Annotated in this window: 30 protein-coding genes; 12 read left to right on the top strand and 18 right to left on the bottom strand. The window is 65.6% G+C overall.

Translation table 11 applies throughout. The annotated features are described in order from the left end of the window. Nucleotides 1-316: 316 nt before the first annotated feature. The 3 genes from dsbG to dsbD are packed head-to-tail and all read right to left on the bottom strand — an operon-like array spanning nucleotide 317 to nucleotide 3,671. The gene (gene dsbG / locus CAG31_RS02635; RefSeq protein WP_085577924.1) at nucleotides 317-1,087 is read right to left on the bottom strand and encodes a thiol:disulfide interchange protein DsbG; all 771 of its coding nucleotides are present in this window, start codon (nucleotides 1,085-1,087) and stop codon (nucleotides 317-319) included. Continuing rightward, nucleotides 1,063-1,938: a TlpA disulfide reductase family protein gene (locus tag CAG31_RS02630; protein ID WP_085577923.1), complete on the bottom strand. Its 876-nt coding sequence runs from the start codon at nucleotides 1,936-1,938 to the stop codon at nucleotides 1,063-1,065. The genes dsbG and CAG31_RS02630 overlap by 25 nt, the downstream gene beginning before the upstream one ends. Next, nucleotides 1,938-3,671, bottom strand: coding sequence for a protein-disulfide reductase DsbD (dsbD, locus tag CAG31_RS02625; protein WP_085577922.1), 1,734 nt, complete (start codon nucleotides 3,669-3,671; stop codon nucleotides 1,938-1,940). Before dsbD ends, CAG31_RS02630 begins: the two co-directional genes overlap by 1 nt. A gap of 153 nt (nucleotides 3,672-3,824) precedes the next feature. Here dsbD and CAG31_RS02620 point away from each other — a divergent pair, with 153 nt between their 5' ends. The 5 genes from CAG31_RS02620 to CAG31_RS02600 all read left to right on the top strand — a co-directional run bounded on the left by CAG31_RS02620 (nucleotide 3,825) and on the right by CAG31_RS02600 (nucleotide 8,341). Continuing rightward, complete coding sequence (locus tag CAG31_RS02620; protein ID WP_085577921.1) at nucleotides 3,825-4,505, top strand: response regulator; 681 nt, start codon at nucleotides 3,825-3,827, stop codon at nucleotides 4,503-4,505. Beyond that, on the top strand, nucleotides 4,505-5,827 hold the full coding sequence (locus CAG31_RS02615; protein ID WP_085577920.1) for an ATP-binding protein: 1,323 nt from the start codon (nucleotides 4,505-4,507) through the stop codon (nucleotides 5,825-5,827). The genes CAG31_RS02620 and CAG31_RS02615 overlap by 1 nt, the downstream gene beginning before the upstream one ends. A 165-nt stretch (nucleotides 5,828-5,992) precedes the next feature. Further along, the gene (locus CAG31_RS02610; protein ID WP_085577919.1) at nucleotides 5,993-6,478 is read left to right on the top strand and encodes a GNAT family N-acetyltransferase; all 486 of its coding nucleotides are present in this window, start codon (nucleotides 5,993-5,995) and stop codon (nucleotides 6,476-6,478) included. A 142-nt stretch (nucleotides 6,479-6,620) separates the two neighbouring features. After that, on the top strand, nucleotides 6,621-8,033 hold the full coding sequence (locus CAG31_RS02605; protein ID WP_085577918.1) for an aspartate aminotransferase family protein: 1,413 nt from the start codon (nucleotides 6,621-6,623) through the stop codon (nucleotides 8,031-8,033). An 83-nt stretch (nucleotides 8,034-8,116) separates the two neighbouring features. Next, complete coding sequence (locus CAG31_RS02600; RefSeq protein WP_085577917.1) at nucleotides 8,117-8,341, top strand: MbtH family protein; 225 nt, start codon at nucleotides 8,117-8,119, stop codon at nucleotides 8,339-8,341. Between the two features lie 134 nt (nucleotides 8,342-8,475). Here the strand turns inward: CAG31_RS02600 and CAG31_RS02595 are convergent, their stop codons facing one another. The 10 genes from CAG31_RS02595 to soxR form a co-directional block, all read right to left on the bottom strand. Continuing rightward, nucleotides 8,476-9,381 (bottom strand): metal ABC transporter solute-binding protein, Zn/Mn family, encoded by a 906-nt coding sequence (locus CAG31_RS02595; RefSeq protein ID WP_085577916.1) that lies wholly within the window; start codon nucleotides 9,379-9,381, stop codon nucleotides 8,476-8,478. Continuing rightward, entirely contained in the window at nucleotides 9,382-10,281 is a 900-nt protein-coding gene (locus CAG31_RS02590; protein WP_085577915.1) for a metal ABC transporter permease, read from the bottom strand. It abuts the gene before it with no gap. Next, a complete protein-coding gene (locus CAG31_RS02585; RefSeq protein ID WP_170930053.1) occupies nucleotides 10,278-11,033 on the bottom strand; it encodes a metal ABC transporter ATP-binding protein in 756 nt (251 codons plus the stop codon). Before CAG31_RS02585 ends, CAG31_RS02590 begins: the two co-directional genes overlap by 4 nt. A 68-nt stretch (nucleotides 11,034-11,101) precedes the next feature. After that, nucleotides 11,102-12,031 (bottom strand): metal ABC transporter substrate-binding protein, encoded by a 930-nt coding sequence (locus tag CAG31_RS02580; protein WP_085577913.1) that lies wholly within the window; start codon nucleotides 12,029-12,031, stop codon nucleotides 11,102-11,104. 35 nt (nucleotides 12,032-12,066) lie between these two features. Then, on the bottom strand, nucleotides 12,067-12,642 hold the full coding sequence (locus CAG31_RS02575; RefSeq protein WP_085577912.1) for a DUF6162 family protein: 576 nt from the start codon (nucleotides 12,640-12,642) through the stop codon (nucleotides 12,067-12,069). Next, a complete protein-coding gene (locus CAG31_RS02570; RefSeq protein ID WP_085577911.1) occupies nucleotides 12,639-12,986 on the bottom strand; it encodes a hypothetical protein in 348 nt (115 codons plus the stop codon). Before CAG31_RS02570 ends, CAG31_RS02575 begins: the two co-directional genes overlap by 4 nt. Beyond that, complete coding sequence (locus tag CAG31_RS02565) at nucleotides 12,983-13,525, bottom strand: thiamine pyrophosphate-binding protein (protein WP_085577910.1); 543 nt, start codon at nucleotides 13,523-13,525, stop codon at nucleotides 12,983-12,985. Before CAG31_RS02565 ends, CAG31_RS02570 begins: the two co-directional genes overlap by 4 nt. After that, on the bottom strand, nucleotides 13,522-14,721 hold the full coding sequence (locus tag CAG31_RS02560; protein ID WP_085577909.1) for a PepSY domain-containing protein: 1,200 nt from the start codon (nucleotides 14,719-14,721) through the stop codon (nucleotides 13,522-13,524). Before CAG31_RS02560 ends, CAG31_RS02565 begins: the two co-directional genes overlap by 4 nt. Nucleotides 14,722-15,022: 301 nt before the next feature. Continuing rightward, nucleotides 15,023-15,481 carry a VOC family protein gene (locus CAG31_RS02555; protein ID WP_085577908.1) on the bottom strand — a complete coding sequence of 153 codons (459 nt, stop codon included), beginning with the start codon at nucleotides 15,479-15,481 and terminating at the stop codon, nucleotides 15,023-15,025. A 112-nt stretch (nucleotides 15,482-15,593) separates the two neighbouring features. Then, nucleotides 15,594-16,061 (bottom strand): redox-sensitive transcriptional activator SoxR, encoded by a 468-nt coding sequence (gene soxR, locus CAG31_RS02550; protein WP_085577907.1) that lies wholly within the window; start codon nucleotides 16,059-16,061, stop codon nucleotides 15,594-15,596. Between the two features lie 93 nt (nucleotides 16,062-16,154). On the opposite strand from soxR, the gene CAG31_RS02545 reads away from it, so the two are divergent. The 5 genes from CAG31_RS02545 to CAG31_RS02525 all read left to right on the top strand — a co-directional run bounded on the left by CAG31_RS02545 (nucleotide 16,155) and on the right by CAG31_RS02525 (nucleotide 20,947). Next, entirely contained in the window at nucleotides 16,155-16,517 is a 363-nt protein-coding gene (locus tag CAG31_RS02545) for an antibiotic biosynthesis monooxygenase (RefSeq protein WP_085577906.1), read from the top strand. A 201-nt stretch (nucleotides 16,518-16,718) separates the two neighbouring features. Then, nucleotides 16,719-16,988 carry a hypothetical protein gene (locus tag CAG31_RS02540; protein WP_085577905.1) on the top strand — a complete coding sequence of 90 codons (270 nt, stop codon included), beginning with the start codon at nucleotides 16,719-16,721 and terminating at the stop codon, nucleotides 16,986-16,988. A 101-nt stretch (nucleotides 16,989-17,089) separates the two neighbouring features. Beyond that, the gene (locus CAG31_RS02535; RefSeq protein WP_085577904.1) at nucleotides 17,090-17,704 is read left to right on the top strand and encodes a LysE family translocator; all 615 of its coding nucleotides are present in this window, start codon (nucleotides 17,090-17,092) and stop codon (nucleotides 17,702-17,704) included. A gap of 206 nt (nucleotides 17,705-17,910) precedes the next feature. Then, nucleotides 17,911-19,080, top strand: coding sequence for a cysteine desulfurase family protein (locus CAG31_RS02530; RefSeq protein WP_085577903.1), 1,170 nt, complete (start codon nucleotides 17,911-17,913; stop codon nucleotides 19,078-19,080). Nucleotides 19,081-19,138: 58 nt separating this feature from the next. Next, nucleotides 19,139-20,947 carry an aminopeptidase P family protein gene (locus tag CAG31_RS02525; protein WP_085577902.1) on the top strand — a complete coding sequence of 603 codons (1,809 nt, stop codon included), beginning with the start codon at nucleotides 19,139-19,141 and terminating at the stop codon, nucleotides 20,945-20,947. Here the strand turns inward: CAG31_RS02525 and CAG31_RS02520 are convergent. After that, on the bottom strand, nucleotides 20,940-21,848 hold the full coding sequence (locus CAG31_RS02520; RefSeq protein WP_085577901.1) for a LysR family transcriptional regulator: 909 nt from the start codon (nucleotides 21,846-21,848) through the stop codon (nucleotides 20,940-20,942). The two genes, CAG31_RS02525 and CAG31_RS02520, sit on opposite strands and share 8 nt — an antisense overlap. 118 nt (nucleotides 21,849-21,966) lie before the next feature. On the opposite strand from CAG31_RS02520, the gene CAG31_RS02515 reads away from it, so the two are divergent. Then, on the top strand, nucleotides 21,967-22,962 hold the full coding sequence (locus CAG31_RS02515; protein ID WP_085577900.1) for a zinc-dependent alcohol dehydrogenase family protein: 996 nt from the start codon (nucleotides 21,967-21,969) through the stop codon (nucleotides 22,960-22,962). Here CAG31_RS02515 and CAG31_RS02510 read toward each other — a convergent pair. Both CAG31_RS02510 and CAG31_RS02505 read right to left on the bottom strand, forming a co-directional pair. Then, complete coding sequence (locus tag CAG31_RS02510; RefSeq protein ID WP_085577899.1) at nucleotides 22,959-23,549, bottom strand: 2-hydroxychromene-2-carboxylate isomerase; 591 nt, start codon at nucleotides 23,547-23,549, stop codon at nucleotides 22,959-22,961. The two genes, CAG31_RS02515 and CAG31_RS02510, sit on opposite strands and share 4 nt — an antisense overlap. Nucleotides 23,550-23,581: 32 nt before the next feature. Further along, entirely contained in the window at nucleotides 23,582-24,310 is a 729-nt protein-coding gene (locus tag CAG31_RS02505; protein WP_085577898.1) for an SDR family oxidoreductase, read from the bottom strand. Nucleotides 24,311-24,400: 90 nt separating this feature from the next. On the opposite strand from CAG31_RS02505, the gene CAG31_RS02500 reads away from it, so the two are divergent. Next, nucleotides 24,401-24,970 (top strand): TetR/AcrR family transcriptional regulator, encoded by a 570-nt coding sequence (locus CAG31_RS02500; protein WP_085577897.1) that lies wholly within the window; start codon nucleotides 24,401-24,403, stop codon nucleotides 24,968-24,970. Nucleotides 24,971-24,978: 8 nt separating this feature from the next. On the opposite strand, the gene CAG31_RS02495 is transcribed toward CAG31_RS02500, so the two are convergent. Together CAG31_RS02495 and rhtA are read right to left on the bottom strand one after the other, a co-directional pair. Beyond that, on the bottom strand, nucleotides 24,979-25,260 hold the full coding sequence (locus tag CAG31_RS02495; RefSeq protein WP_085577896.1) for a hypothetical protein: 282 nt from the start codon (nucleotides 25,258-25,260) through the stop codon (nucleotides 24,979-24,981). A gap of 168 nt (nucleotides 25,261-25,428) precedes the next feature. Beyond that, complete coding sequence (gene rhtA / locus CAG31_RS02490; protein WP_085577895.1) at nucleotides 25,429-26,316, bottom strand: threonine/homoserine exporter RhtA; 888 nt, start codon at nucleotides 26,314-26,316, stop codon at nucleotides 25,429-25,431. Nucleotides 26,317-26,903: the final 587 nt, after the last annotated feature.

Genomic DNA, 26,903 nt, shown 5'->3' with positions numbered 1-26,903 from the left:
CTGCGGCCGCCTCCAGAACCTGTGGGAGCGGGCTTGCCCGCGATGAGGCCGGTACAGCCGACATCTTTATCGCCTGACCCACCGCCATAGCCAGCAGGCCGGCTTCCACAGGGAATCTCGGATGTCTGCAGAACCTGTCGCCGCCAAACCTGTGGGAGCTGGCTTGCCAGCGATGAGGCCGGCACAGCCAGCATCACCGTTGCCTGACCCACCGCCATCGCCAGCAGGCTGGCTCCCACAGGAAGTCTCGGGTGAATGCAGAGCCTGCGTTCACCGCAGAACAATGTGTGAACGGCGCTGCCTGCAAAAGCCGGCGTTACTTGGGCCCCAGGATCTTCGCCAGTTTGTCCGGCGCCGGCGCCCCTTGCTGTTGCTGCAGCTCGCCCTTGTCGTCCATGTAGAAGATCGCCGGGGTGGCCTGCAGCTCCAGCTCGTCCATCAGTTGCATGTTCGCCTCCAGCTTGGCCTGCACCGCCGCCGGGACGTCCTTCATTGCCTTGAGCGAGCTGCCCTTGCCGGCCTTCTCGTGGTCTTCCAGGGCCTTGGCCGGATCCTTGGCCGCCAGCAATGCGGCGGACTTGCCCGGGCTGTCCTCGCGGATGATGCCGACCATGATGTGGCGCAGCTGCACCTTGCCGGCCTTGACCCAGGGACGGGCCTGCTCCCAGAACATGTTGCAGTACGGGCAGTTCGGATCGCTGAACAGGTACACGGTGCGCGGGGCGTCCTTGTTGCCGTCCTGAATCCAGTTGCTCGCCTCGAACTTGCCCCAGATCTCCTTGGCCATCGGCGCGTAGACCAGCTTCTGCAGCGGCTCGCTGCTCAGGTCGTTGCCGTCGGCGTCGTACAGGTTGCCCAGCAGCACGTGCTTGCCGTCGGGCGTCAGGTACAGCGCCATGCCACGGTTCTGGTACTGCGCCGCATAGCCGCGCAGGCCGTCCGGGGCGTCGAAGCGGCCGACGATCTTCGCGCCCTTGGCTTCGATCTTCTTGATCGCGTCGGGCAGTTCTTCAGCGGCCTGCACGGACGGCAGATGCAGCAGGGCAGCGCCCAGGGTCAGCGTCAGCAGGTGGCGGAGGCGGGGCATGGCAGTTTCCTTGCAGAGGTGGCCGGTGCGGCGTTCGGGTTCGAATCGGGGGTGTCGAAGTTTTCCAGGGCGCGGGCCAGGCTGGCGTTCGACAGTTCGCCCAGGTGGCTGCCCAGCAGGCGCCCGTCCGGACTGTAGAACAAGGTGGTCGGCAAGGCCATGGAACCCACGGCCTGGCCCAGGCGCCCGCTGCGGTCGAACAGGACGTTGTTCAGGCTCAGGCCCTGGGTCTCAAGAAAGGTGGCCACGCTCTGCATGCTCTCGGCCTGGTTGACGAACAGGAACGTCAGATCCGGGCGCTGCTGCTGGGCGTTCTCCAGCACCGGCATTTCCCGCCGGCACGGCGGGCACCAGGTGGCCCACAGGTTGATCACCAGCGGCCCGCCCCGGTAGTCGGTCAGTTCCACGGTTTCCCCGGCGGCGTTGCGCAGGGTGATCTGCGGCAGGCGCGTGCCTTGTTCATAGATGCCCAGCGCCAAGGTCGCCAGCAGCCAGAAGCCCACGCCGCTCGCCACGCCGAAGCCCAGCGGGCGGCGCAGGCCCGGCCGGCGCCAGCCGCGGTACAGGGCGGCGAGCAGCAGCGCGATCACCCCCGGCCAGGCGAGGAAGCCGCCGTCGCGCAGGTCGATGATCTGCCAGGGATCGCTGCGGTAATGGCCCCAGTACACGGCCACGAACGCGATGCGCGCCGCCAGCAGGCCGAGCAGGAACAGGCTGAACAGCGCCGACTCGGGATTGTCCCCGCCACGCTTGGCCACCCGCCAGCCGACGAACGTCGCCAGCGCCAATGCACTGATCAGCAGCAGGTGGTTGAGCGCGATGGCAAAGGTGCCGAGGGTGAAGGTCAGCATTAACGGGCGTCTCGGGTGATGGTCCAGTGTTGCAGGAAGGCGTCGGCGCTCACTTCGCCGGTGATGCGCCGGCTGCGCCGCTCTTCGCCGTCGGCGCCGATCCACACGAAACTCGGCGGTCCGGGCACTTTGTAGCGGCCGAGCAGTTCGCGGCTGGCGGCATTGTCGGCGGTGACGTCGATCCGGAGCAAGCGCACGTCGCTCAACGCCTGCATCACCCGGGCCTGGCCGAACACCTGCTTCTCCATGACCTTGCACGACACGCACCAGTCCGCGTAGTAGTCGAGCATCGCCCACTGGCCCCGGGCCTTTGCCGCATCCAGCTCACGGGCCAGGGCGGCGGGATCCTTGATGGTGGTGAAGGCGTCGTGGCTGTCGGGGGCCGCTGCACCGTCGCGTCCGGCGCTGTAGACCTGCAACGGCCGGTACGGATCGTCGCTGCCGCCGGCCGCGCCGACCACCAGCAGGCTGCCCCACAGGCCCAACAGCAGCGAACCGGCGCCGAACACATGGGCGACGCGGCCGAAGCCTTCGGACTGTTTCCAGGCGCTGTACGCGGCGATCAGCAGCAGGGCGCCGCACAGGCCCAGCCACAGCACGGGATCCAGCACCGGACGCAGCATCAGCAGCGCGGTGGCCAGGAACAGGAAACCGAACACGCCTTTGAGCAGGTTCATCCAGGCGCCGGGCTTGGGCAGGAAGCGATTGCCCACCGTCACCAGCACCAGCAGCGGCACACCGATGCCGATGCCCAGGGCGAACAGGATCAGCCCGCCGTGCACGGCGTTGCCGCTCTGGGCGATGTAGAGCAGGGCGCCGGCCAGCGGTGCGGTCATGCACGGGCCGACCAGCAGGCCGGACAACGCCCCCAGCACCCCGGCACCGATCAGGCTGCCGCCGGTGCGGCTGCGCGAGGCGTGCTCCAGCCGGTCGCGCAACGCCACCGGCAACTGCAGCTCGAAGAACCCGAACATCGGCAGCGCCAGCACCACGAAAATCGCCGCGAAGGCCCCCAGCAGCCAGGGGTTCTGCAACCACGCCTGCAGGTTCGCGCCCAGCGAGGCCGCCACCACGCCCATCGCCGCGTAGACCAGCGCCATGCAGATCACATAACTGCCGGCCAGGGCAAAACCGCGTCGCGGGGTGGCGCCGCTGCCGACGATCATGCCCGCCAGGATCGGCAGCATCGGCAGCGAGCACGGGGTGAATGCCAGCAACAGCCCGAGGCCGAAGAACACCAGCAGGCTCCAGCCCAGCGCCCGCTGCTGCAGGCCGCTGGCCAGGGCCTGATCCGGCGCCTCGGTGCCCGTGGCCGCAGTCGCCTGACCGCCGAGGTCGATGATCCGGGTCTGTGGCGGATAGCACAGGCCGGCGTCGGCGCAGCCCTGATAGCTGACCTTGATCTGGCCGCTGGCGTCGGCCGGGATCTTCAGCTCCAGGCCCTGGCGGTACACCGGTTGCTCACCGAAAAACTCGTCGCTGTGGGACTCGCCCTCGGGCAGGGCCGGTTGCCGGTCGGTGCTCAGGCCATCCAATTTCAGACGTTTCTGATACAGGTAATAGCCGTCGGTGATCTGCCAGAACAGCTGGGTTTCGCCGGATTCCAAGCGTTCGGACGTCAGCACGAACGCCTTGTCGACCGGCAGGAACTCGGGCTTGGCGTCGAACGGATTATTGCCGGCCTGGGCCAGCGTGGAGATCAGCAACGCAAAAAAGAGAAAGAAATGACGCATGGAGGAGCCTTGTCCCTGTGCAATTGAGGTGCACATTGGCGCGCGGCGATTAACCGATGATTAACCGCCGCGCCCTTGTCGGTGCGGCGTTCGGGGCATAATGTCGGCTTAATCGGCCGGCGGCCTAATCTGCCTTTTTCTACGGGATCCACCATGCACGTACTGGTTTGCGAAGACGACGAGTTGATCGCCAGCGGCATCGTCGCGGGGCTGACGGCCCAAGGCCTGACCGTCGAGCACGTCAACACCGCCTCCAAGGCGCGGGCGATGCTCAAGGTCGCGGAATTCGACGTGATGGTGCTGGATCTCGGCCTGCCCGACGAAGACGGCCTCAAGCTGTTGCAGCAGTTGCGCCAGCAGGGCCTGGAGATTCCGGTGCTGATCCTCACCGCGCGGGACTCGGTCACCGACCGGGTCGACGGCCTGCAGGCCGGCGCCGACGATTACCTGCTCAAGCCTTTCGACCTGCGCGAACTGTTCGCCCGCCTGCAGACCCTGTTGCGGCGGGTGGCGGGGCGCAGCGTCAATCTGATCGAGCACGGTGCGCTGACCTACGACCCGAGCAGCCGCGAAACCACCCTCGCAGGGCGGCCGGTGGACCTGTCGCGGCGCGAGCAGTCGCTGTTGCAGGCCCTGCTGCACAACCGCGGCCGGGTGCTGTCGACCGAGCAGTTGAAGGACAGCGTCTACGGGTTCAACGACGAGCTGGAAAGCAACGCGCTCAACGTGCACATCCACCACCTGCGCAGCAAACTGGGCAAAGGCATCGTGGAAACCGTGCGCGGCCTGGGCTACCGCCTGGGCCCGGCCGACGGCGGAGATTCCGACAAGTGATGAGCCTGCGCCTGCGCCTGAGCCTGACCCTCGGCGCCGCCTTCGCGCTGATCTGGGCCCTGGCCGCCGCCTGGATGCTCAGCGACCTGCGCAACCAGATGATGTTCTCTCTCGACCAGCGCCTGGTGGCGTCGGCGCGGATGGTCGCGGGGCTGCTGGAGCAATTGCCGGCGTTGCCGGGCAAGGGCGAGGGCACCCATTTCAGCGCCGAGCAACTGAACATCCCCGGCGGCATGGCCTGCCAGGTCAGTTCGTTGCGCGGCGAGATCCTCGCCCGCAGCCACAACAACCCGGAACAGGCGCTGGAAGCGCAAAAAATGGGCTTCCACGACCAGATGATCGACGGCGCGCCGTGGCGCACCTTCACCCTGGCCCGGGGCGATGTGCGGATCACCACGGCGGACCGGGTGATCGAGCGCGAGGCCCTGAACATGTCGATCCTGCTGGCGGCCTCGGTGCCGGTGGGCGTGGCGTTGCTGGGCTGCCTGTGCCTGCTGTGGCTGGGGATCGGCCAGGGGCTGACGCCGCTCAACCGCCTGCGCGAAGCCTTGATGCGGCGCAACGCCGATTCGCTGGAGCCGTTGCAGATCCAGGCCTTCCCCAGCGAACTGAAACCGCTGCTCGAAACCCAGAACCAGCTGTTCCTGCGCATCGGCAAGACCATCGAGCGCGAACGCCGCCTGACCGGCGACGCCGCCCATGAGCTGCGCAGCCCGCTGACGGCGATCAAGACCCACCTGCAAGTGGCGCGCATGACCGACGGCAGCGCCCGCGACCAGTCATTGGCCCGGGCCGAGGAGGGCGCCGACCGGCTGCACCGCACCCTGGAGCAACTGCTGTTGCTGGCCCGGGTGGAGGGCAGCCTGTCGTTCGATGACGGCGTGCAGTGCAGCGCCGAGCAAGTGGCGAAACTGGCGATCCAGGATTCGGCCAGCGACCAGCGCCAGCGGATCCGGCTGCTCTTGCCGGAGCGGTTGTCGGCCGCGCCGCTGCAGATGCCGGCGGTGCTGTCCATCGCGGCCCTGCGCAACCTGCTCGACAATGCCCTGCGCCACACCCCGGCGGACGGGCCGGTGGAGCTGAGCCTGGAAACCAGCGGCAACCGCGTGCGTTTCGTGGTGCGCGACCACGGCCCCGGCATCGCCTCGGACGACCTTCAGCACCTGACCCAGCGCTTCTGGCGCAACGGCCAGAGCACCGGCTGCGGCCTGGGGCTGGCGATCGTCCAGGCGATTGTCCAGCGCTGCGCCTGCACCCTGCATTTCGACAGCCGCCCCGACGGCCTGCGCGTCGAGCTGACCATGCCGCTGCAACCGGCCTGAACCAGGCACCTTTGCGGTGCCTTGACCGACGTCATCGCCAGCAGGCTGGCTCCCGCATGGTGTTGCGCCGGGCACATCAAATGTAACGCCTGCACATTGGCGATGCGCCCGCCGCACCGCTATCGTCCTGCTCAGCCTGACTCAACGGACTGAGGAAACCGCGACATGGACGCCTCCATCTACATCTGCCCGGCCACCTTGCGCGATGCCGGCGTGATCAGCCGCATCGTCGAGCGCTCGATCCGGGTCGGTTGCGCCCTCGACCACCGCAACGACGCGCAACTGGTCGACCACTGGATCCGTCGGCAATCGCCCGAGCACATCCGCGCCTGGCTGGCCGATCCCGAGCACTACCTGAACATCGCACTGTTGCAGGACAAGCCGGTCGGGGTCGGCATGGCGGCGGCTTGCGGCGATGTCACCCTGTGCCACGTGCAGCCGGAGTGGTTCCGCCGTGGGGCCGGGCGGGCGCTGATGGGGGATCTCGAAGGCTGGCTGCGGATCCGCGGAACGCCCCGCGCGACACTGCGCAGCACCCGCGCGGGTGAAGCCTTCTACCGGCGCCTGGGCTATTGCGAGTCGGCGCCGCGCCAGCTCCACCACGGCGTGCAGGCGCTGCCGATGCACAAACGGTTGCCGTTGTCGGCCTGACCGGCGATCAAGGGTGTAAATCCTCGACGCGCTTAAGCGTTTCCAGAACAGGAAAACCTGCATGTGCGCTCCATGACCGGAACGCGCACCTGCGTGGTGTGCAGTTTTGGTCACTATCCATAGCGCATTGAGGGGTCGAGAGATGTCAGTCGCCACCAGCCAAATCGAAACATCGCCGGCCGAAACCGGCCACGAACCGGCGGAAACGCTGTACCAGTTCAACGAGTCGCCGCTGCTGGCCCGCCAGAGCCGCCAGGAGTCCAACGCCCGCAGTTACCCGCGGCGCATTCCGCTGGCGCTCAAGCGCGCCAAGGGCCTGTATGTCGAAGACGTCGAAGGCCGTCGCTTCATCGACTGCCTGGCCGGTGCCGGCACCCTGGCGCTGGGGCACAACCACCCGGTGGTGATCGGGGCGATCCAGCAGGTGCTGGCCGATGAGCTGCCGCTGCACACCCTCGACCTGACCACCCCGGTCAAGGACCGGTTCGTCCAGGACCTGTTCGGCCTGTTGCCGCAGGCATTGGCCGCGGAAGCGAAAATCCAGTTCTGCGGCCCGACCGGCACCGACGCCGTGGAAGCCGCGCTGAAACTGGTGCGCACCGCCACCGGGCGCAGCACCGTGCTGTCGTTCGCCGGCGGCTACCACGGCATGAGCCAGGGCGCGCTGAGCCTGATGGGCAGCCTGGGGCCGAAGCGGCCGCTGGGCGCGCTGCTCAGCAACGGCGTGCAGTTCATGCCGTTCCCGTACGACTACCGCTGCCCGTTCGGCCTCGGCGGCGCCGCCGGCGTGAACGCCAACCTCAGCTACCTGGAGAACCTGCTCAACGACCCCGAGGCCGGCGTGCAGTTGCCGGCGGCGGTGATCGTCGAGGCGGTGCAGGGCGAGGGCGGGGTGATCCCGGCGGACATCGAGTGGCTGCGCGGTCTGCGCCGCATCACCGAGAAGGCCGGCGTGGCGCTGATCGTCGACGAGATCCAGAGCGGTTTCGCCCGCACCGGCAAGATGTTCGCCTTCGAGCACGCCGGCATCGTGCCGGACGTGGTGGTGCTGTCCAAGGCCATCGGCGGCAGCCTGCCGCTGGCGGTGGTGGTCTACCGCGAGTGGCTCGACAAATGGCAGCCGGGGGCCCACGCCGGTACGTTCCGCGGCAACCAGATGGCGATGGCCGCCGGCTCTGCGGTCATGCGTTACCTGGTCGAGCACAAGGTCTGTGAACATGCCGCCGCCATGGGCGAGCGCCTGAGCGAGCATTTGCGCCTGCTGCAGCGGGACTTCCCGCAGTTGGGCGACATCCGCGGCCGCGGCCTGATGCTCGGGGTCGAACTGGTCGATCCGCACGGTACGCCGGACGCCTTGGGCCACCCGCCGGCCTTCGCCCGTCTGGCGCCGCTGGTGCAGCGCGAATGCCTCAAGCGCGGCCTGATCCTGGAGCTGGGCGGCCGCCATGGCGCGGTGGTGCGGTTCCTGCCGCCGCTGGTGATCACCGCAGCGGAAATCGACCGCGTCGCCGGGATCTTCGGCCGTGCCTTGGCCGCCGCGATTGCGGCCCTGTAAATTTTTCGCCGCGCCGAACGTTCCTTCTACATACCCGGCTGCACCGTTCGTGCAGCCCACCCTTACAGCGATGGAGACACAGCATGACGTCAGTATTCGACCGCGAGGACATCCTCTTTCAGGTCGTGGTGAACCACGAAGAGCAGTACTCGATCTGGCCGGATTACAAGGCCGTGCCGCAAGGCTGGCGCACCGTGGGCAAAAGCGGCATGAAGAAAGAGTGCCTGGCCTACATCGAAGAGGTCTGGACCGACATGCGTCCGCTGAGCCTGCGCCAGAAGATGGAAGCGCAAGCGGCTGCCCAGTAAGCCGTCGGCCAAAGAAAAACCCGCTGGACCGGTGACGGTCAGCGGGTTTTTTCTTGCCTGCGGTTTTTGTCAGGACCGGTAGGGCCTCATCGCCAGCCTGCTGGCGATGAACGATGACCCGGTTCCGGATGAGACTAAGTGCCGCTCAAGCCCTTGAGCAGCAGATCCACATTGCCCTCCAGCTCGGCCACCGGATCCGCTCCGTCGGTGCCCAGCACCACCAAGCGGCTGCCCGCGTCGGCAATCGCCGTCTTCAGCGCCGGGGAAGGCTCGCGGTGATGCAGCACCACCGCCACGTCGTTGTCCTTCAGGGTGGCGGTGAGCCGTTTCAGATCCTCCGGCGTCCACTCGGCGTCCGGCCGTGCATCCTGGCCGGCCAGCTCCAGGTTGAGGCTGCCGATCAGATACCCGAAATGGTCGCTCAGGCTCATCACGCTCAGGTTATCGGCGCTCGCCAGCCGCGCCTCGGTGTCGGCGTTGAGCTTGAGCAGACGCTGTTTCAGCGCCGCCAGGTTGGCTTCGATCTTCGGCTTGTCCTGCGGCGCCAGGCGTACCAGGTCCGCCGCCATCACATCGGCCATGCGCCCCATGTTGTTGCCCGCCAGCCACGGTTGGCTGTTCAGGCCGTCGACCTTGAGGCCCGGCTGCACGGCGATGCCGGGCAGGGCGCCGTCCACGGGCCGGGCGGCGTCGACCTCGACGATGCGGATGTTGCTGCGCCGGGCCATCGGGTACAGCGGATCATCGGCCCACAACGAGCGCACGCCGATCACCGCATCGGCGCCGGTCGCCAGCTTGCTCAGCGCCGGGGCGCCGCGACCGCTGAAGTAGGCGGTCTGGCGGCTGCCCGGCAGGTTGGCCGGTGCCGCGCGTTCCAGGCTGACGGCCGTGCCTTTGAGCAGCGTTTCGCCCAGGCCGTAGGTGATCGGCAGCGAGGCCAGCACCCGCAGCGGCCCGGTGCCGTCGGCGGCCATGACGGAGGTGGAGACCGCGCCGCACAGGGCGAGGGCCAGGGTCAGTCGTCGCAATGCAAAAGTCATTTATCCGAGGTTCCCTTTCAGGCTGGGGACGACGCCGCGCGCGACGGCGGCGAGGGCGAAGGCGAGGCCGGCGACCAGGATGATCGCGGCGCCGGACGGCACCGGCAGGTCGAACACGATGGGCGCCAGGATCCCGCACAGGGTGCTCACGGTGGCGATCAGCACCGAGCACCAGAAGAAGCCCTTGAGCGACTGGCTCAGCAGGCGCGCGGCCGCGGCCGGGATCACCAGCAGGGCGCCGACCAGGATCGCGCCGATGACCTTCACCGCCGCGACGGTGATCAGCGTCACCAGGATCACGAACAGGTAGTCCAGCGCCTTGACCGCCACCCCGCGCACCGCCGCCAGTTGCGGGTTGAAGCTGGCGAGCATGATCCGGTTGTACAGCGGCAGGGCCAGGGCCATCACCAGCGCACCGACGATGGCCAGCACCAGCAGGTCGTTGCCGTTGACCGTCAGCACCGAGCCGAACAGGACGTTCTCCAGGATGTGCACGTTGATCTTGCCGGCCAGGATCAGCAGCAGGCTGGCGCCGAGGGCCAGGGACACCGACAGGAACACGCCGATCAGGGTGTCCGGCGCCAGGCCGGTGCGGTTGCGCAGGTAATTGAGCAGGATGCCGAACAGCAGGCAGTAGCCGAACAGGCTGCCGTAAGGGCCGGTGTAGGGCTCGCCGAGCAGGATGCCGATGGCCACGCCGGTCAACGCGGCGTGGCCGACCGCTTCGGAGAAGAACGCAAAGCGCTTGACCACAACCAAGGTGCCGAGGCCGCCCAGCACCGGGCCGATCAGCAGGCCGGCGAGCAAGGCATTGACCACAAAACCATAGGCCAGCGCCTCGGGCAGATAACCGGAGGAGGCCCAGCCTTGGACCATCAGCCGAAAGGCTTCGTAACTCATTGCGCAGCGCTCCGTGGGTGGGTCGAGAACAGGGTCAGCAGGCGTTCCGGGGTCAGGGCCTGTTGCGGCGGGGCGTCGAACAGCACCCGGCGGCTGAGGCCGGTGACGTGATCGGCCAGACGGCCGACCGCTTCCAGGTCGTGCTCGATCCACAGCACGGTGATGCCGGCGGCGCGCCAGTCGCCGAGCAGGCGTTCGAACACCTGGATCCCGGCTTCGTCCAGCGCCGACATCGGCTCGTCGAGCACCAGCAGTTGCGGCGCCGGGATCAGGCCCTGGGCCAGCAGCACCCGTTGGCGTTCGCCGCCGGACAGCGCGCCCATCCGGCGCTTGCGCTTGTCCTGCATGCCGACCCGTTCCAGCGCATCGCCGATGGCCCCGGCGTAGTGCCGGCTCAGGCCGAGGAACGCCGGACGGCGCTGGCACATGGCGGCCATGAAGTCATCGACGGTCATCGGCAGGCCCCGGTCGAACTCCAGCGCCTGCGGCACGTAGCCGATGGTGCCGGGCTCGCCGGGCCACTGCAGGGTGAGCCGGCCCTGGTGGGGCATCTGGCCGAGCAGGGTCTTGATCAGCGAACTCTTGCCGCCGCCGTTGGGGCCGACCAGCGCGTGCACGCTGCCGGGCCGCACCGTGAAGGTGACGTTGTCCAGGATCGTCGTGCGCCCGAGCGTCAGGTTCACTTCGTTGAAATCCAGGGTCGGCCCCAGTGCGAGCGGGGTTGCCCGCGAAAACGCCGGATCGGCCGGCATCATCGCAGGATGACTCACCGCCTTCGCGGGCACGCCCGCTCCCACAGGGGATTCGATGTCTGTCGAACTCATGCGCCGGACTCCTGGATCGCCCGCACCACGGTGTTGAGGTTGCCGGCCATTTCTTTTTCGTACTTGTCGGCGGTGTATTCGCCGTAGGAAATGTGCGACAGCGGATAGAGCTTCACGCCGGATTCGCGCTGGATGGTGTCGACATAGGTGGAAGGGAAGTCCATCTCGGAGAAGATCACCTTCACGTCCAGTTCGCGCAGCTGGTCGATGGTCTTCTTCAACTGGCTCGGGCTCGGCTCGATGCCGTGGGCCGGTTCGACCACGGCGGTGACCTCCAGGCCGAATTCGCGCAGCAGGTAGTCGTAGGCCGCATGCACCGTGGCCACCCGCAGTTCGGCGTTGGGCGCCTGGGTCAGCTTGGCCAGGGCGTCGGCGCGCATCTGCCGCAGGCGCTTGCCGTAGGCGCGGGCGTTCTGGGTGTAGGCCTTGGCGTTGTCCGGGTCGAGCTTGCCCAGTTCCCGGGCGATGTTGTTGACCTGGGCGATGGAGGCGCTGACCGACAGGAACGTGTGCGGGTTGACCACCTTGCCGGCGCCGCGTGCGGCGACGCCGGTGGCGGCCAGCAGCGGCACGTTTTCGTTGGCTTCGATGGTCTTGATGTCCGGGGTTTCGCTGGCGGCGATCATGCGGTCGGCGAAGTCGTCATGGCCCACGCCGTTGAGCACGATCACGTCCAGCCCGCTGATGCGCTTGATGTCTTCGGCGCGGGGTTCGTAGGCATGCGGGTTGAAGCCGGCGGGAATCAGCGGCACCACGTCGGCCTTGTCGCCGACGATGTTGGCCACATAGCTGTAGTACGGGTGCAGGGTGATGCCGATGCGCAGGCGCTTGGCCGGGTCGGCGCTGGCCAGTGGGCTCAGCAGGCAGGCGCACAGGCCGGCCAGGAGCAGGCGCAGGAAGGGGCGGCGGGCAGAGGAAATGGACATGGGCAAGCGGTCTTCCGTGGAATGGAGGCGGGAGGTCAATGGCGATGCTCGCGGGTCACCCCGGCATCGTATTGCGCGACGATCTGTTTCCAGCCGGCGGCCGATAGGGCATCGTCGGAAAGATCCGTCGGCACCCCGGCGTCGGCCTGGCGGGTAAGCCAGATGTCGGGCGGGGCGTGCCCGTCGGCGTCCGTGCGCATCAGGAACGAACCGGCCACGGCAGGCGCCTGGCTTTGGCCGTAGTAGGCCGAGTCGGCCAGCAACTGCCATGCGTGACCGCCGCGGCTGACGGAGCTGGCGTCCTGGGCGAACGGCGCGAAGCCTTCGTCGGCCAGGGCCTGCGGTGTCGGCAGGGCCTGTTGTTCTTCGCGCAGCAGGCGGATTTCGTCGAGGGTGACCCGCAGGTCGGCGTAGAGGCCCTGCTCGGCGGCATTGAGGTCGCGGCGGGCATCCAGCTGATGGCCGGAAACCGGCTCGGGCTCGTGGGAGACGCCGCGCCAGGCCACCACGGAACCGGCGAGCGCCAGGATCAGCAGGCACAACAGCAGCACGTTGAGGGTTTCATGGCCGGCGCCGGCCGGGCGGACGGTTTGGGTGGTGGGTGTGGTCATGGGCTTTCGATGTCCGCCTGGTCGATTTCGACGACGTGGCCGGGGCCGGCGTCGAACAGCACGTAGAACTCGGCGCCGGGCTTCTTGAAGGTCAAGGTCGAGTCGGCGCCGAGCTTGCCCGGCAGCAGGATGGTTTCGTCATAGCCGATCACGTCGAGGGTCACCCCCGGCGCTCCGCTGCCGTCGGAGAAGCCACCGGTGCATTTGATCTGTTCGGCGTCGATGGCCTTGCACTCGCACATCGGGTTGTGGGCCAGGGCGCCGGCGCTGAAGACGGCACCGAGCGCCAGCAGCGCGGCGCTCAGGCACCGGCGTGGGCGGAAAGGACGTGGGGCGCGGCTCATGGTTTGGCTCCTTGTTTGTTCAGCCAGGCGAGAGTGGCGGGGGAGGCCTGGCTCAGCGGAATCGAGGCCTGGTGCATGCTGCCGTCCCAGCCTTCCATGGTGATCCACAGTTCGGCATCGGCGCGGGTCTTGTCCGGCACCGGCAGTTGGGTGCCCATGCGGTACGGCGTACCGAAGAAGATCGAGCCGGCGGCGCGCAGGCTGCGGGGCTTGCCGATGCGCAGGTAAGTGGCCTTGACCTGATCGACGCAGGCGCTGCACAGGGCGGCGTTGAAGCCTTTGAGGTAGCCGGCCGGGCCGTCGGAGCGCGGGGCCTCGTCGCGCAGCTCGGCCAGGCGCAGGCTCCAGGGGCCGACCTGGATCTGCCCGATCTCCCGCTCGCCCAGGCCGCTGTCGCCGCGGAACAGCGCGGCGTCGGCGAAGTACTTGGGCATGAAGCCCAGCGGAATCAGGAGCAGCAGGACATTGATGTGGAAACGCCACTTGTGCCAGAACAGGCTCAGCCGGGAAGGCTGCGGTGCAGGTGTGGATCGGCTCACAGGCTGGCCTCCGACGGTTCATGGCGCGGGGCCGGTTGTGCCTTGACGCGCTGCTGCTTGTGCTCGCGCTTGAGCGCATTGGCGGTGGCCAAGGCCGTGCGTTTGGTCCAGATCAGCAGCCCGCTCAGCACCATCATGCTCAGCAGCAGGCCGAAGAAGAACCAGATCAGCTTGATCCACAGACCGCCGAAGTCGCCGGTGTGCAGCGGGCGCATGGATTCGGTGACGAACTCAAGCGAAGTGCGGTCGGACAGCAGGCGCGTGGCCGCCACGTCGCCGCTGTAGGGGTTGAGCGTGGCGCTCTGGAACATCAGCGGATACCAGCCGCGCCCGCCGATGTCGAGGTGGGCGTAGGCGTTGCCCGGCAGGCTGACGAAGCTGGCTTCCAGGCCGGGGATTTTCTCCCGGGCGATTTCGACGGCGCGGTCCAGGCTGATCCGTGGCGGCGGCGTGCCGTCACCGGACATCGGCACGGCTTCGCGGGCCATGGCCGGGATGATCGGTTCGCTGGAGATGGAGATCTGGTTGTCCGACAGCAGCGCCTGGATCAGGAACCAGGTGCCGGTGATGGAGATCACCGCGATGAACCAGATCGACCAGATGCCGCTCAGGCGATGGAAGTCGCCCCAGAAGATCCGTGCGCCGTGCCTGAAGCGCAGGGTCGGGCGCAGGAAGCCTTTCCAGAACCGTTTGTACACCACAAGCCCGGTCACCAGCGAAGCCAGCATCGGCAGGCCGAGGAACGACACCAGGTACCAGCCCCAGCTGAAGCCGTTGGTGAACGGCACCAGCCACCAGCCGTGCAGCGCCCGGGTGAAGGCCTTGAAGTTGAAGTCCGGCGCCGTGCCCTGGATGGCGCCGGTGTACGGGTTGACGTACACCGTCTGCACACGACCGTCGGGGTAGCTGACGTCGACGTCGAGGGCAAAGTGCGATTCGTCCGGACGGTTGATGCTTTGCACCACGGTCTGCGGTTCGGCTTTCTTGATGGCGGCGAGGATCTGGTCGTAGCTGAGCCGCGTCGCGTCGTCGGACGGCTGGCTGGCGCGCATCTGCGGGTTGGCCAGCCAGACGATTTCCTGGCTGACCACCGCCAGGGTGCCGGTGACGCAGACGATCAGGACAAAGAACCAGATCGGCAAGGCCAGCCAGCTATGCACCAGGAACCACAGTTTCGAGCGGGATTTCTTCGACATGATTGAACGTCTTGATTCAGTGGGAGGAGCGGCTGCTACGGGCTTCGCAGCAGGGGCGTCCCTGGAGGGCGCGGTCGAGGCGTTCGCCCGGGCGACCGGCCCGCATCTCTATAAGACGGATGAGCGAGGAAATTCCCGATGGGTGATATGAAAGTAAATGTTTCGCACTTCGCCGAAGCGGCATCCGCACTGTGGGAGCGAGCCTGCTCGCGATTGCCTCAAGTCAGTCGACAGCTTCATTGACGGACATACAGCAATCGCGAGCAGGCTCGCTCCTACAGGCATTCGGCAAGGAGGTCGTTCAGCCTTGCTTGAACCTCTCAATGGCCCGCTGACGGATCTGCTCTTCGGTCAGGTCTTCCTTGCGCGAGGCCAGGAACCACAGATGCCCGTAAGGATCTCGCAAGGAGCCGCTGCGGTCGCCGTAGAACTGATCCTTGACGTCCTCCACGGAGGTCGCACCGGCATCGATCGCCCGCCGGAACGACTTGTCGACGTCGGTCACATATAGATGCAGGCCGACCGACACGAACTGCTCCGGACTGCTGAACGGCCCCTCTTCGCACGGGGTGCCGAGCATGATCGCGCTGTCGCCGATGCGCAGTTCGGCATGGCCGATGTTGCCGTCGGGCATGGCCAGGCGCATGACTTCGGTGGCGCCGAAGGCTTTCTTGTAGAAGTCGATGGCCTCGGCGGCTTTCTTGATGCCGAGATACGGGGTAATGCTGTGATACCCCTCAGGAATGGGTTTGACGCTCATGACGTTCTCCCTGTTCTTTCTTGTGGACGGTCAGTCTTCACCGGATGTCCGGTCGGTCAACTATAGGTCCGTGCCGGCGCCGCAGACCGGGCCGCCGACAAAGGGTCGGCGGTCATTCGGCATCGCTCGCCGACGGCGGGAAGTGCGGCCCCGGCCCCTGTTCCCCGAGCACGTCCCCGTAGTTGCGCAGCGGGCAGGCTTCCATCGACAGGCACCCGCAGCCGATGCAGCCGTTGAGGCGGTCGCGCAACAGCATCAGTTGCCCGATCCGCTCGTCCAGTTCGCGGCGCCATTGCTCCGACAGCCGTTTCCAGTCCGCCGCCGTCGGCGCCCGGTTGTCCGGCAGGTTCTTCAGGGCTTTGCCGATTTCCGCCAGCGGAATGCCCAGGCGCTGCGCCACCTTGATCAACGCCACGCGCCGCAGCACTTCCCTCGGGTAGCGGCGTTGGTTGCCGGCATTGCGCTGGCTTTTGATCAACCCCTTGGATTCGTAAAAGTGCAGGGCCGTGACCGCCACGCCGCTGCGGGCCGCGACTTCGCCGACAGTCAGTTGTTTGTGCAGGGTGTCTGCGGTGACCATTTGAAGTTTGCCTCTTGACCTTTACTTAACTAGAGGTTTTAACCTGCACGCCTTCGAATCGCAAGATTCGCCTGACAGACGAGTGGGGACGTTATGCACGCGCCGAAAAACAGCAGCTTCACCCAATTGATCGAATTCGAGATCGACCCCGGACAACAACCTGCGCTGGTCGCCGCGTTGGCATTGCAGACCGAGCGTCTGGCCGAACGCTACGCCGGGTTCGTCAGCGCCAGCGTCCAGGCCAGCGACGACGGCCGGCGGGTGCTGGGCTTTCTGCAATGGCGCTCGCGCGAGGCCGGCGAGGCGGCGTTTCGCAGCTTCGAAAACGGCGAACAGGATTTCTGGCACCTGATCCGCACCCATCGGGCGCGCACCGTGACCTTCGGTTCGTTCCAGGTGTTGAGCAGCATTGCCCGCAGCCATGACGAAGGGCTGCATTGTCAGCTGGTCGGATAGATCGGCAGCCGGATCAAGCGTTTCGGGGGCGGTGCGGTGTGGGAAGGATCAGTCGCGGCACTGCCCGACTGATCTTGCGTACGTGCTTGAGGGACTCACCGTCAAACCTGATAGCCACTATTGAGCGCGTTGATTTCTGCGCACGCGTGCCCGGGCGTAGCCTTTGTCCATCGACAAACACCTTTCGCCAGGACGCTCCCGATGAACCGCTTACTGACTGTTTCCCTGATGCTCGCCGTCTCCGTGCTCGCCGGTTGCGCCAGCCACGTGTCGCCCGAGCTGCGCCCCTACACGGCGGAAGAAACCCGCGAACTGGCCCTCGAAGCGCTGAACCGCCGCGGCCTGTCCTTCGACGAGTACCACGCGAAGAAAGCCGAACTGCTCGGCCAGCCACAGAGGACTGTCGGCTTCGACAGCCATGGCGAAATGAGCGCCGAACGGGCCGTACAGCTTCACGGTCGTCCAAGCTGATCGATAACTGTACTGCTCGAAGTTTCACCCAACTGTCCATGGGCTGGCGCGGTGCCGTGCGATAGGGTCAACACCTGAATGACCCTCACGGAATGCCTGCCATGACCCTCTCGCTCGATCTGCTGCTGGGCTTCGCCCTGTTTGCCCTTGTCACCTCGATCACGCCGGGGCCGAACAACACCATGCTGTTGGCGTCGGGGGTGAATTTCGGCTTCAACCGCACCATCCCTCACATGCTCGGCATCACCTGCGGCTTCTTCGTGCTCGTCGTGGCGGTAGGGTTCGGCCTGGGCGCGGTGTTTCAGCGCTATCCCTTGCTGTACACGATCCTGCGGTATGTCGGCGCGGCCTACTTGCTGTACCTGGCGTGGAAAATCGCCCGCTCCGGCCCGGTCGGCGACAGCGGCGACGGCGAAGGCAAGCCGATCAGCTACCTGGGGGCGGCGGCGTTCCAGTGGGTCAACCCCAAGGCGTGGATCATGGCCATCGGCGCCATCAGCACCTACACGCCGATGCAAGGCTACTTCACCAACGTGCTGGTGATCGCCGCCGTGTTCGCCATCATCAACCTGCCGAGCGTCGGCGTGTGGGCGGCCTGCGGCACCTTGTTGCGCAACGTGCTCAAGGATCGCCGCTGGCTGCGGGCGTTCAACTGGGGGATGGCGGCGCTGCTGGTGATTTCGCTGTACCCGCTGCTGCTGGAAAGCTTTGCCTGACGCATCGCTTCAACCGCCGGCCCGATGCCTGTTAAGCTCGGCTTCAGGAGCGTTCCTACGCACTCTTAAATGAAGTTGTTCTTCTTTAACGGCATCCGATCAGGTAATGATGACGCTCTCTCACCGCGGCGCGGCCCACAAGGCTGCGCCTTGCCGTTTGCAGACACGAGCCTCCTGACCCCGGAACACGCTCTGCGAGTTTTTCTATGAACCAACGTCCGCTGTATTTCGATTACGCCGCCACCACCCCGGTGGACGAGCGGGTCATCCAGGTGATGATCGAGTGTCTGGGCTTCGACGGCAATTTCGGCAACCCGGCCTCCAGCTCCCATGCCTTCGGCCGGCAGGCCCGGCACACGGTCGAGCAGGCGCGCCTGCAGGTCGCCGAACTGGTCGGGGCCCAGGCCGGGCAGATCGTCTGGACCTCCGGCGCCACCGAATCCAACAACCTGGCCCTCAAGGGTGTGGTCCAGGCCCGGGGCGTGCCCGGCGGGCACATCATCACCAGCCAGATCGAACACAAGGCCATCCTCGACACCGCACGGCAACTGCAGGACGCCGGCATCGCCGTGACCTACCTGGTGCCGGACGCCGACGGCCTGATCACCCCGCAGGCGGTCAGCGAAGCGATGCGCGACGACACCTTTCTGGTGTCGCTGATGCTGGTCAACAACGAACTGGGCACCGTCAACGACATCCCGGCCATCGGCGAGGTAGTGCGCGGCCGCGAGGCGCTGTTCCATGTCGATGCGGCGCAGGGCGCCGGCAAGGTCGCCATCGACCTGGCGCAATGGCCGGTGGATCTGATGTCCTTCTCGGCGCACAAGCTGTACGGCCCCAAGGGCATCGGCGCCCTGTACGTCGGCCCGCGCGCGCAGCAGCGTCTGCAGGCGCAGATCCACGGCGGCGGGCATGAAGGCGGCTTGCGCTCCGGCACCCTGGCGACCCACCAGATCGCGGCGATGGGCGCCGCCTTCGCCCTGGCGGCGCAGGTGTTCGATGAAGAGAAAAACACCATCGCTGCGCTGCGCGAGCGCCTGCTCGAACAGGTGCTGAGCCTGCCCGGCGTGCGCCTCAACGGCAGCCCGCAGCGGCGCATCCCGCACACCCTGAGCCTGACCTTCGGCGAAGGCGAGTTCAACGCCGCGACCCTGAGCCATTCGCTCGCGTTTTCCGCGACCTCGGCCTGCAACTCGGCGAGCAACACCCCGTCCCACGTGCTGTTGGCGTTGGGGCATGACGCACGCCTGGCGGGCCGCACCATCCGCCTGAGCCTCGGCCGCTTCACCACGGCCGACGACATCGACCGGGCCGTGCAACTGATCAAGGCCGCCTGCACCGGCGCTCCGGCGTTCTGGGCGACAGGACTTTCATAAAGGTGCCGGACACAACCGGCACCGGACAATAACGACGAAGTGGTTAGCAGGAGACATGATGAGTACCCAGACTTTGACCGACGGATCGGTTCCCCAGCGCCTGGCGCACACCCGTGAACTGATGCGCCGCGAAGGCATCCATGCGTTGCTGGTGCCGTCGGCCGACCCGCACCTGTCAGAGTACCTGCCGGGCTACTGGCAGGGCCGGCAATGGCTGTCGGGGTTCCACGGTTCGGTCGGTACGCTGATCGTCACCACGGACTTCGCCGGCGTCTGGGCCGACAGCCGTTATTGGGAACAGGCGACCCAAGAGCTCAACGGCAGCGGCATCGAACTGGTCAAGCTGCAGCCGGGCCAGCCGGGACCGTTGGACTGGCTGGCCGAACAGACGCCGGAAGGCGGCGTGGTGGCGGTCGATGGCGCGGTGATGGCGGTGGCGTCGGCACGGACCCTGGGCAGCAAGCTCGAGGCCCGCGGCGCCCGTCTGCGCACCGACATCGACCTGCTGGATGAAGTCTGGAGCGACCGTCCGCAACTGCCCGACGCACCGGTCTATCAGCACCTGTCGCCGCAGGCCACCGTCAGCCGTGGCGAGAAGCTCGCCCGACTGCGCGAAACCCTCAAGGAGCGCGGGGCCGATTGGCATTTCATCGCCACGCTCGACGACATCGCCTGGCTGTTCAACCTGCGCGGCGGCGATGTGTCGTTCAACCCGGTGTTCATCTCCTTTGCCCTGATCAGCCAGCAGCAAGCCACGCTGTTCGTGGCCTTGGGCAAGGTCGACGCCCACCTGCGCGCCGTGCTGGAACAGGACGGCGTGACCCTGCGCGATTACAGCGAAGTCGCCGATGCCTTGCGCGCGGTGCCGGACGGGGCGAGCCTGCTGGTGGATCCGGCGCGGGTCACCAGCGGTCTGCTGGGCAATCTCGACGGCGGTGTGACACTGGTCGAAGGCCTCAATCCGACCACGCTGGCCAAATCGCAGAAGAGCCAGGCCGATGCCGAACACATCCGCCGGGCCATGGAGCAGGACGGCGCGGCGCTGTGCGAATTCTTCGCCTGGCTGGAATCCGCCTGGGGCCGCGAGCGCATCACCGAGCTGACCATCGACGAGAAACTGACCGCCGCCCGTGCGCGTCGTCCGGACTACGTGTCGCTGAGCTTCAACACCATCGCGGCGTTCAACGCCAACGGTGCCATGCCGCACTACCACGCCACCGAGCAAGCGCATGCGGTGATCGAGGGCGACGGCCTGCTGCTGATCGACTCCGGCGGCCAGTACCTGGGCGGCACCACCGACATCACCCGGATGGTGCCGGTCGGTACGCCGAACGCCGAGCAGAAGCGTGATTGCACCCGGGTGCTCAAAGGCGTGATCGCGTTGTCGCGGGCTCACTTCCCCAAAGGCATCCAGTCGCCGCTGCTCGACGCCATCGCCCGGGCGCCGATCTGGGCCGACAACGTGGAGTACGGTCATGGCACCGGCCATGGCGTCGGTTACTTCCTCAACGTCCATGAAGGCCCGCAGGTGATCGCCTACCAGGCGGCGCCGGCACCGCAGACCGCCATGCAACCGGGGATGATCACCTCCATCGAACCGGGCACCTACCGTCCGGGACGCTGGGGCGTGCGCATCGAGAACCTGGCGATGAACGTCGAAGCAGGCAGCAGCGAGTTCGGCGAATTCCTCAAGTTCGAAACCCTGACCCTGTGCCCGATCGACACCCGCTGCCTGGAGCCGTCCTTGCTGACCGAGGACGAAAAACAGTGGTTCAACGCCTACCACGCCCAAGTGCGCAAGCGCCTGAGCCCGCTGCTCGACGGCGCGGCGCTGGCCTGGCTGAACGCCCGCACTGCGGCTATCTGATCGGCGTCAACTCGGGCGCTGTCGCCAGCGCCTGAGCCATGAAGTCGACGAATGCGTGGATCCTGGCGGACTGGCGACGGTTCGCCGGGAACACCGCGTGCATCGGCAGCGGTTGTGTGCGGTAGTCCTGCAACAGGGCGACCACCCGGCCCGCCTTCAAGTCTTCGCTGAACAGCCAGACCGGCGACAGCGCAATCCCCAACCCACCCAGCACCATTTCACGGATGGCCTCTGAGTTGTTGCTCTGGGCGTTTCCCTGGATGCGCACCTCGTGGCGCTGTCCGTCCCTTTCGTAAGTCCACAGGTTCTGGCTGCTGAGCAGGTTGAATTGCAGGCAGTTGTGCCGGCGCAGATCGGCGGGCGCAAGCGGTGCGGGATGTCGCTCCAGATAAGCCGGCGCGGCGACCGTGATGCGGTGGGTAAGGCCGATGGGGCGGGCGATCATGCTGCTGTCGCTCAATGCGCCGATTCGCAGGCTGACGTCCAGGCCTTCGCTGACCAGATCCTGGTTCTGGTCACTGAGTTGCAGATCGATCTGCACCTGCGGGTAGTGTTCCAGAAACGCCGCCAGACGCGGTGCGATCTGCAGGCGGCCGAAGCTGACGGACGAGCCGATCCGCAAGGGACCCGCAACGGTTTCCCGGCCGGACTGAAAGCTGTGCTCGGCCGCATCCACCGCCGCCAGGATGGTTCGGCATTCGTTGTAGTAGCGCTGGCCTTCATCGGTCAGCGACAGCTTGCGCGTGCTGCGGGCGATCAGCTTGCCGCCGAGCTGGCGCTCGAGCGCACGCAGGACTTTGCTGATGGTCGGCTGTGTGGTCTGCAGCTCACGGGCCACGGCGGAAAAACTGCCGCGTTCGATGACCCGGACGAAAATCGACATCGCGTGGAGTTTGTCCATGGGAGGCAGCGCTCATTCATGCTGTTTTGGCATGGTTACTATAACGATACGGCGTCTTATCGGCATGGATTGGTTGCGAGAGGATGATTCCACTCTCTTTCAGACAGGAAATGCCGAAATGACTGACTCAATGCACATGCGCGCGCTGATGGTTGAAACCCCAAACGGTTCGCTACGCTTGGTTTCGCTGCAACGTCCCACGCCACGTCCGGGAGAAGTGCTGGTGCGGATCAAGGCCAGCGGCGTGAATCCGTTGGACCTGAAAGTCCGTGCGGGCCAAGCCGCCCATGCCCGGCAGGCGCTGCCGGCGGTGTTGGGCATCGACCTTGCCGGTGTGGTCGAGGCGGTAGGCGAAGGCGTTCTCGGCTGGGTGCCGGGTGACGAGGTGTATGCGATGGCCACGGGGATTGGTGGCGCCCAGGGCTCGTTGGCCGACTATGCAGCAGTGGACGCGCGACTGCTGGCACGCAAGCCCTCGAACCTGTCCATGCGTGAGGCGGCCGGTTTGCCGTTGGTGGTCATTACGGCGTGGGAGGGGCTGGTGGATCGCGCTCATGTGCGCGCCGGGCAAAAAGTGCTGATCCATGGGGGAGCAGGCGGGGTCGGGCATGTGGCCATTCAGCTGGCGCGGGCCTTCGGGGCGGATGTGTTCGCCACAGGTTCTGCCGGGCAGCGGTCAATCATCGAAGGGGTCGGCGCGACATTCATCGACCGACAAACCCCGGTGGAAAGTTATGTGAACGAACACACGGCGGGGGAGGGCTTTGACATCGTCTATGACACGGTGGGCGGCGAAGCGCTGGACGCCGCCTTCAAGGCCGCGCGGGTGTATCACGGGCATGTGCTGAGTTGCCTGGGATGGGGGCAGCACAGCCTGGCGCCGCTTTCGTTCCGGGGCGCAACCTATTCCGGCGTGTTCACCCTGCTGCCGCTGTTGACCGGCCACGGACGTGAACATCACGGGGACATCCTGCGGCAGGTTGCGCAAATGATCGAAGCGGGACGTCTGCGGCCGATGGTCGACCCTCGTCGGTTCACCCTGGAAACCGCCGAAGACGCCCACGGGGTGCTCGCATCGAAAGCGGCCCGTGGACGCTTGGTGATCGAACTCTAACGCAAGGCCTCTGTGACAAAGTCCAGCCGGTCCTGACCGAAGAACAGCTGGTTGCCGATGAACATGCTCGGGGCACCGAACACACCTCGCTTGACGGCGGTTTCAGTGTTGTCCTTGAGGGCAGCCTTCACGGCCTCGTCGTTGGTCAGTGCCAGCACATCCTCCGGGTTGAAACCGTGCTCGGTCAGCACGGCCGCCACCGTTGCGGGCTCGTCGAGGCAACGGCCCTCGACCCAGAGGGCGTTGAACAGGCAATCGACGAACGCCTGGAACCGCTCCGGATGGCGCAATTGCATGCCGGTGACGGCGCGCATCAGGATCAACGTGTTGATCGGGAAGTGAGGGTTGAACTTCAGCGCAACGCCGTAACGTCGGGCATAACGGTCCAGATCCTCGAACATGTAGCGTCCCTTGGCCGGAATCGTGGCCGGGGAGGCGTTGCCGGTGGCCTTGAATACGCCGCCCAGCAGCATCGGGATGTAAACCAGTTGGCTGCCGGTTTCGGCGCAGATCTTCGGCAGCTGCGTGTAGGCCAGATAAGTGGCGGGGCTGCCGAGGTCGAAGTAGAACTCCACGGTTTTGCTCATGGGTGCGGCACTCCTGATTGTTGTTATGGACGTTACCAGCGTTCGCTCCAGGGGCGCAGATCCAGCTCGAATGTCCAGGCGTCCCGGGGCTGGCTGTGCAGATACCAGTAATTTTCGGCAATGTGCTCGGGGTCGAGGATCCCGTCCTGTTCCTTGGTTGCGTATTTCTCGGGGAAGTTGTCGCGGATGAAGTCGGTGTCGATGGCGCCGTCCACCACGACGTGGGCGACATGGATGTTCAAGGGGCCCAGTTCTCGGGCCATGCTTTGCGCCAAGGCCCGGATGCCGTGCTTGGCGCCCGCGAACGCGGCAAAGCCGGCGGCGCCGCGCAGGCCGGCGGTGGCGCCGGTGAACAGTATGGTGCCCCGGCGGCGGGTGACCATGCGTTTGGCCACCTCCCGGGCATTGAGGAAACCCGAGAAACAGGCCATTTCCCAGATCTTGAAATACTTGCGTGCGGTTTCGTCGAGGATGCTGCACGGCACATTGGCGCCGATGTTGAAGACAAACGCTTCAATCGGGCCCAGACGGGTCTCGATGTCCTCGACCAATGCGATCACGTCTTCTTCCTTGCGCGCATCGCAGGCAAAGCCATGGGCTTGGCCGCCTTCCGCGTGGATGGCTTCCACCAAAGGTTGCAGCTTGTCGGCGCTGCGGCGGGTGACGCAGGCCACGAACCCTTCCTTGGCGAAGCGCCTGGCAATCGCGCCGCCGGTGGCATCGCCTGCGCCGACGACCAATACGACCTTCTTGTTGTTCATGGGTATCCCCTTTATTAAACGATCGTTAAGTGAACGAACGTTATGCTAGGATCCTGGCAGCGTCAAGGCAGTCAATCGCGGAGTACGAAAATGCGTTATTCAGCCGGTCACAAGCTCGAAACCAAGGAAAAGCTGCTGCACAGCAGTGCGTTGTCGGCGAAACGGTCTGGCTTTTCCACGGTGGGCGTCGACGGTCTGATGAAGGCGATCGGACTGAGCGGCGCGGCGTTCTACAGCCATTTCTCATCCAAGGACGCGCTGTTCGCGGCCATTGTCGAGCGTGAGCTCGGGCAAAGTCTCGAGCGGTTGGGCGGGCAGGGTACGCAGGATCGCAAGCGGCTTGAGCGTTGCCTGAAGCAGTATCTGAGCATGGCTCATGTCGAACAGCCTGAGTCCGGCTGTGCGATACCGGCATTGGGCGCGGAGATCGCGCGTTCCGAGAGCGGGGTGCGTGAGCAGGCCGAGCTGTGGATCGGCAGGCTTCAGCAGAGTTGGGCGCAGACGTTGGGAAGCGAGAGCCTGGCCTGGGCGATTCTGTCGCAATGCGTGGGCGCATTGGTGGTTGCGCGGATGCTGGCCAGCACGGACATGCAGAAGAAAGTGCTGGGCGCCAGTCATGAGGAAATCAGTCGGCGAATCGCAGCTCAATTCGCGGAGTAGGTGCCCGCTTACTTGCAGATGACGATCATGCTGCGGCTGGTATAGCCGGCGGGATTGAGGCCGAAGGGATAGTCACCGGGCTCTTCCACGGCATCCCCTGATTTTGCGATCACCTTGTAGCCTTTGGGAGCGCAGGCGTTGGCGGCGCTGGCGTAGCACTTGTCCCAGGAGGAGGAGAGTCCGGAACAGTTTATGTGCAGGCCTTTCTTGCCATGCTTGACCTGGGTTTTCGTGGTGGCTGCACAACCCGCGATTGCGAGTACGGCGATCAGTATCAAAATCTGTTTCATTAACGTCCTTAATCGCGGCGCCGAGTCTGGTGCTCGATTCTGCCTGCATTCGCTCACGTTTGAAGCGTTGTGCCGTCCCTGTCTGAAAAATCCATGCCTGGCATTGGGTTACGCGCTTTAACATGGCCTAAATGCGCGCCAAATGCCAGACCTTCGTCAAATCCTGTCTCAATCTGCCGCAACGGCAGGCTTGGCTGTGCTGCCCATGGTCATGGTCGCACCGACGGAGGCCAGGATAATGCACAGAATCGCCATCCATTGTGACAACGACAGGTACTCCTGCAGGAAGAGCAGGCCGGACAACGCGCCGAACGCGGGCTCGATGCTCATCAGGGTGCCGAACGTACGGGCAGGCATGCGGGTGAGGGCAACCATCTCCAGGGTGTAGGGAAGGGCTGTGGACAGGATGGCCACGCCGATCGCCACCGGAATCAGAGAGGGGGTCAGCAGTGCTGTCCCGGCGTGGATGATTCCGATGGGGGCGACGAACAGTGCGGCGATCATGACGCCCAGCGCGGCGGTCGTCACGCCGTTGTCGGCACCGGCCTTCTGGCCGAAGAGGATGTACAGCGCCCAGCAGACGCCGGCGCCCAGGGCGTACCCGGCACCGATCAGATCGATGCCGGCCGTTGTCGCCCCGGTCGGGATCAGCAGCAGAAGTCCGGCGGCGGCCAGTGCGATCCAGAGAAAGTCGATGGCCCGGCGGGAAGCATAGATGGCGACGGCCAGCGGGCCGGTGAACTCCAAGGCGACGGCGATGCCGAGCGGTACGGTGCGCAGCGACATATAGAAGAGGAAATTCATGCCCCCCAATGCCATGCCGTAAACAATGACGGTGCGTAGGGATTGGGCCGTCAGCTTCACTCGCCAGGGGCGCAGCAGCAGAGCCATGATGACACTGGCGAAAATCAGGCGCAGGGTGGTGGTGCCTTGAGCGCCGACCACGGGGAACATGCTTTTGGCGAGAGAGGCGCCGGACTGGATCGACGCCATGGCTATGAGCAGCAGGCCGACCGGAAAGAGAATCGAGGCAAGGCTGCGGGAGTGGTCGTTCATCGCTGGGCAGTGTCCGAGTTGAAGATAGGCTTGGGTTGCGCAATATAGTGCGCATTCGCCGTGTGGGCGTCTATATGCAGCGCGGCCTTTTTAAGAATGTTGATAGAAAAGAGAAATTAACGGTTGACGGTAGATTTTAGTTCTCTATAATTCGCCCCACTTCCGGCGCAGTCGAAACGGAAAACTCCTTGAGATTCAACGAGTTACGAAGTTTTAGGCAGCGGATCGCTTCAGTTCAGCGAAGCCCGGAGGGAGTCGAAGAGGGTGGTGATGTTTGGCCCTTTCGGCGTTTCGATCCTCCCGGTCGAAAGCGGAGAAAAGAGGTGTTGACAGCAGCGTGCAACGCTGTAGAATTCGCCTCCCGCTGACGAGAGATCGAAAGCGCAAGTGGTTGAAGTTGAAAAAGAAATTTTGAAAACTTCTGAAAATAACCGCTTGACAGCAAATGAGGCTGCTGTAGAATGCGCGCCTCGGTCGAGACGAAAGGCTTGACCAACCGCTCTTTAACAACTGAATCAAGCAATTCGTGTGGGTGCTTGTGGGGTCAGACTGACAGTCAAAAAGATTATCAGCATCACAAGTTACTC

Origin of the sequence: Pseudomonas sp. R25(2017) (assembly GCF_002112565.1) — a bacterium.
In the GTDB taxonomy this organism is placed as follows: Bacteria; Pseudomonadota; Gammaproteobacteria; order Pseudomonadales; family Pseudomonadaceae; genus Aquipseudomonas; species Aquipseudomonas ekonensis.
The sequence above is the reverse complement of the archived record's forward strand: the minus strand, read 5'-3'. Positions and strand labels throughout refer to the sequence as shown.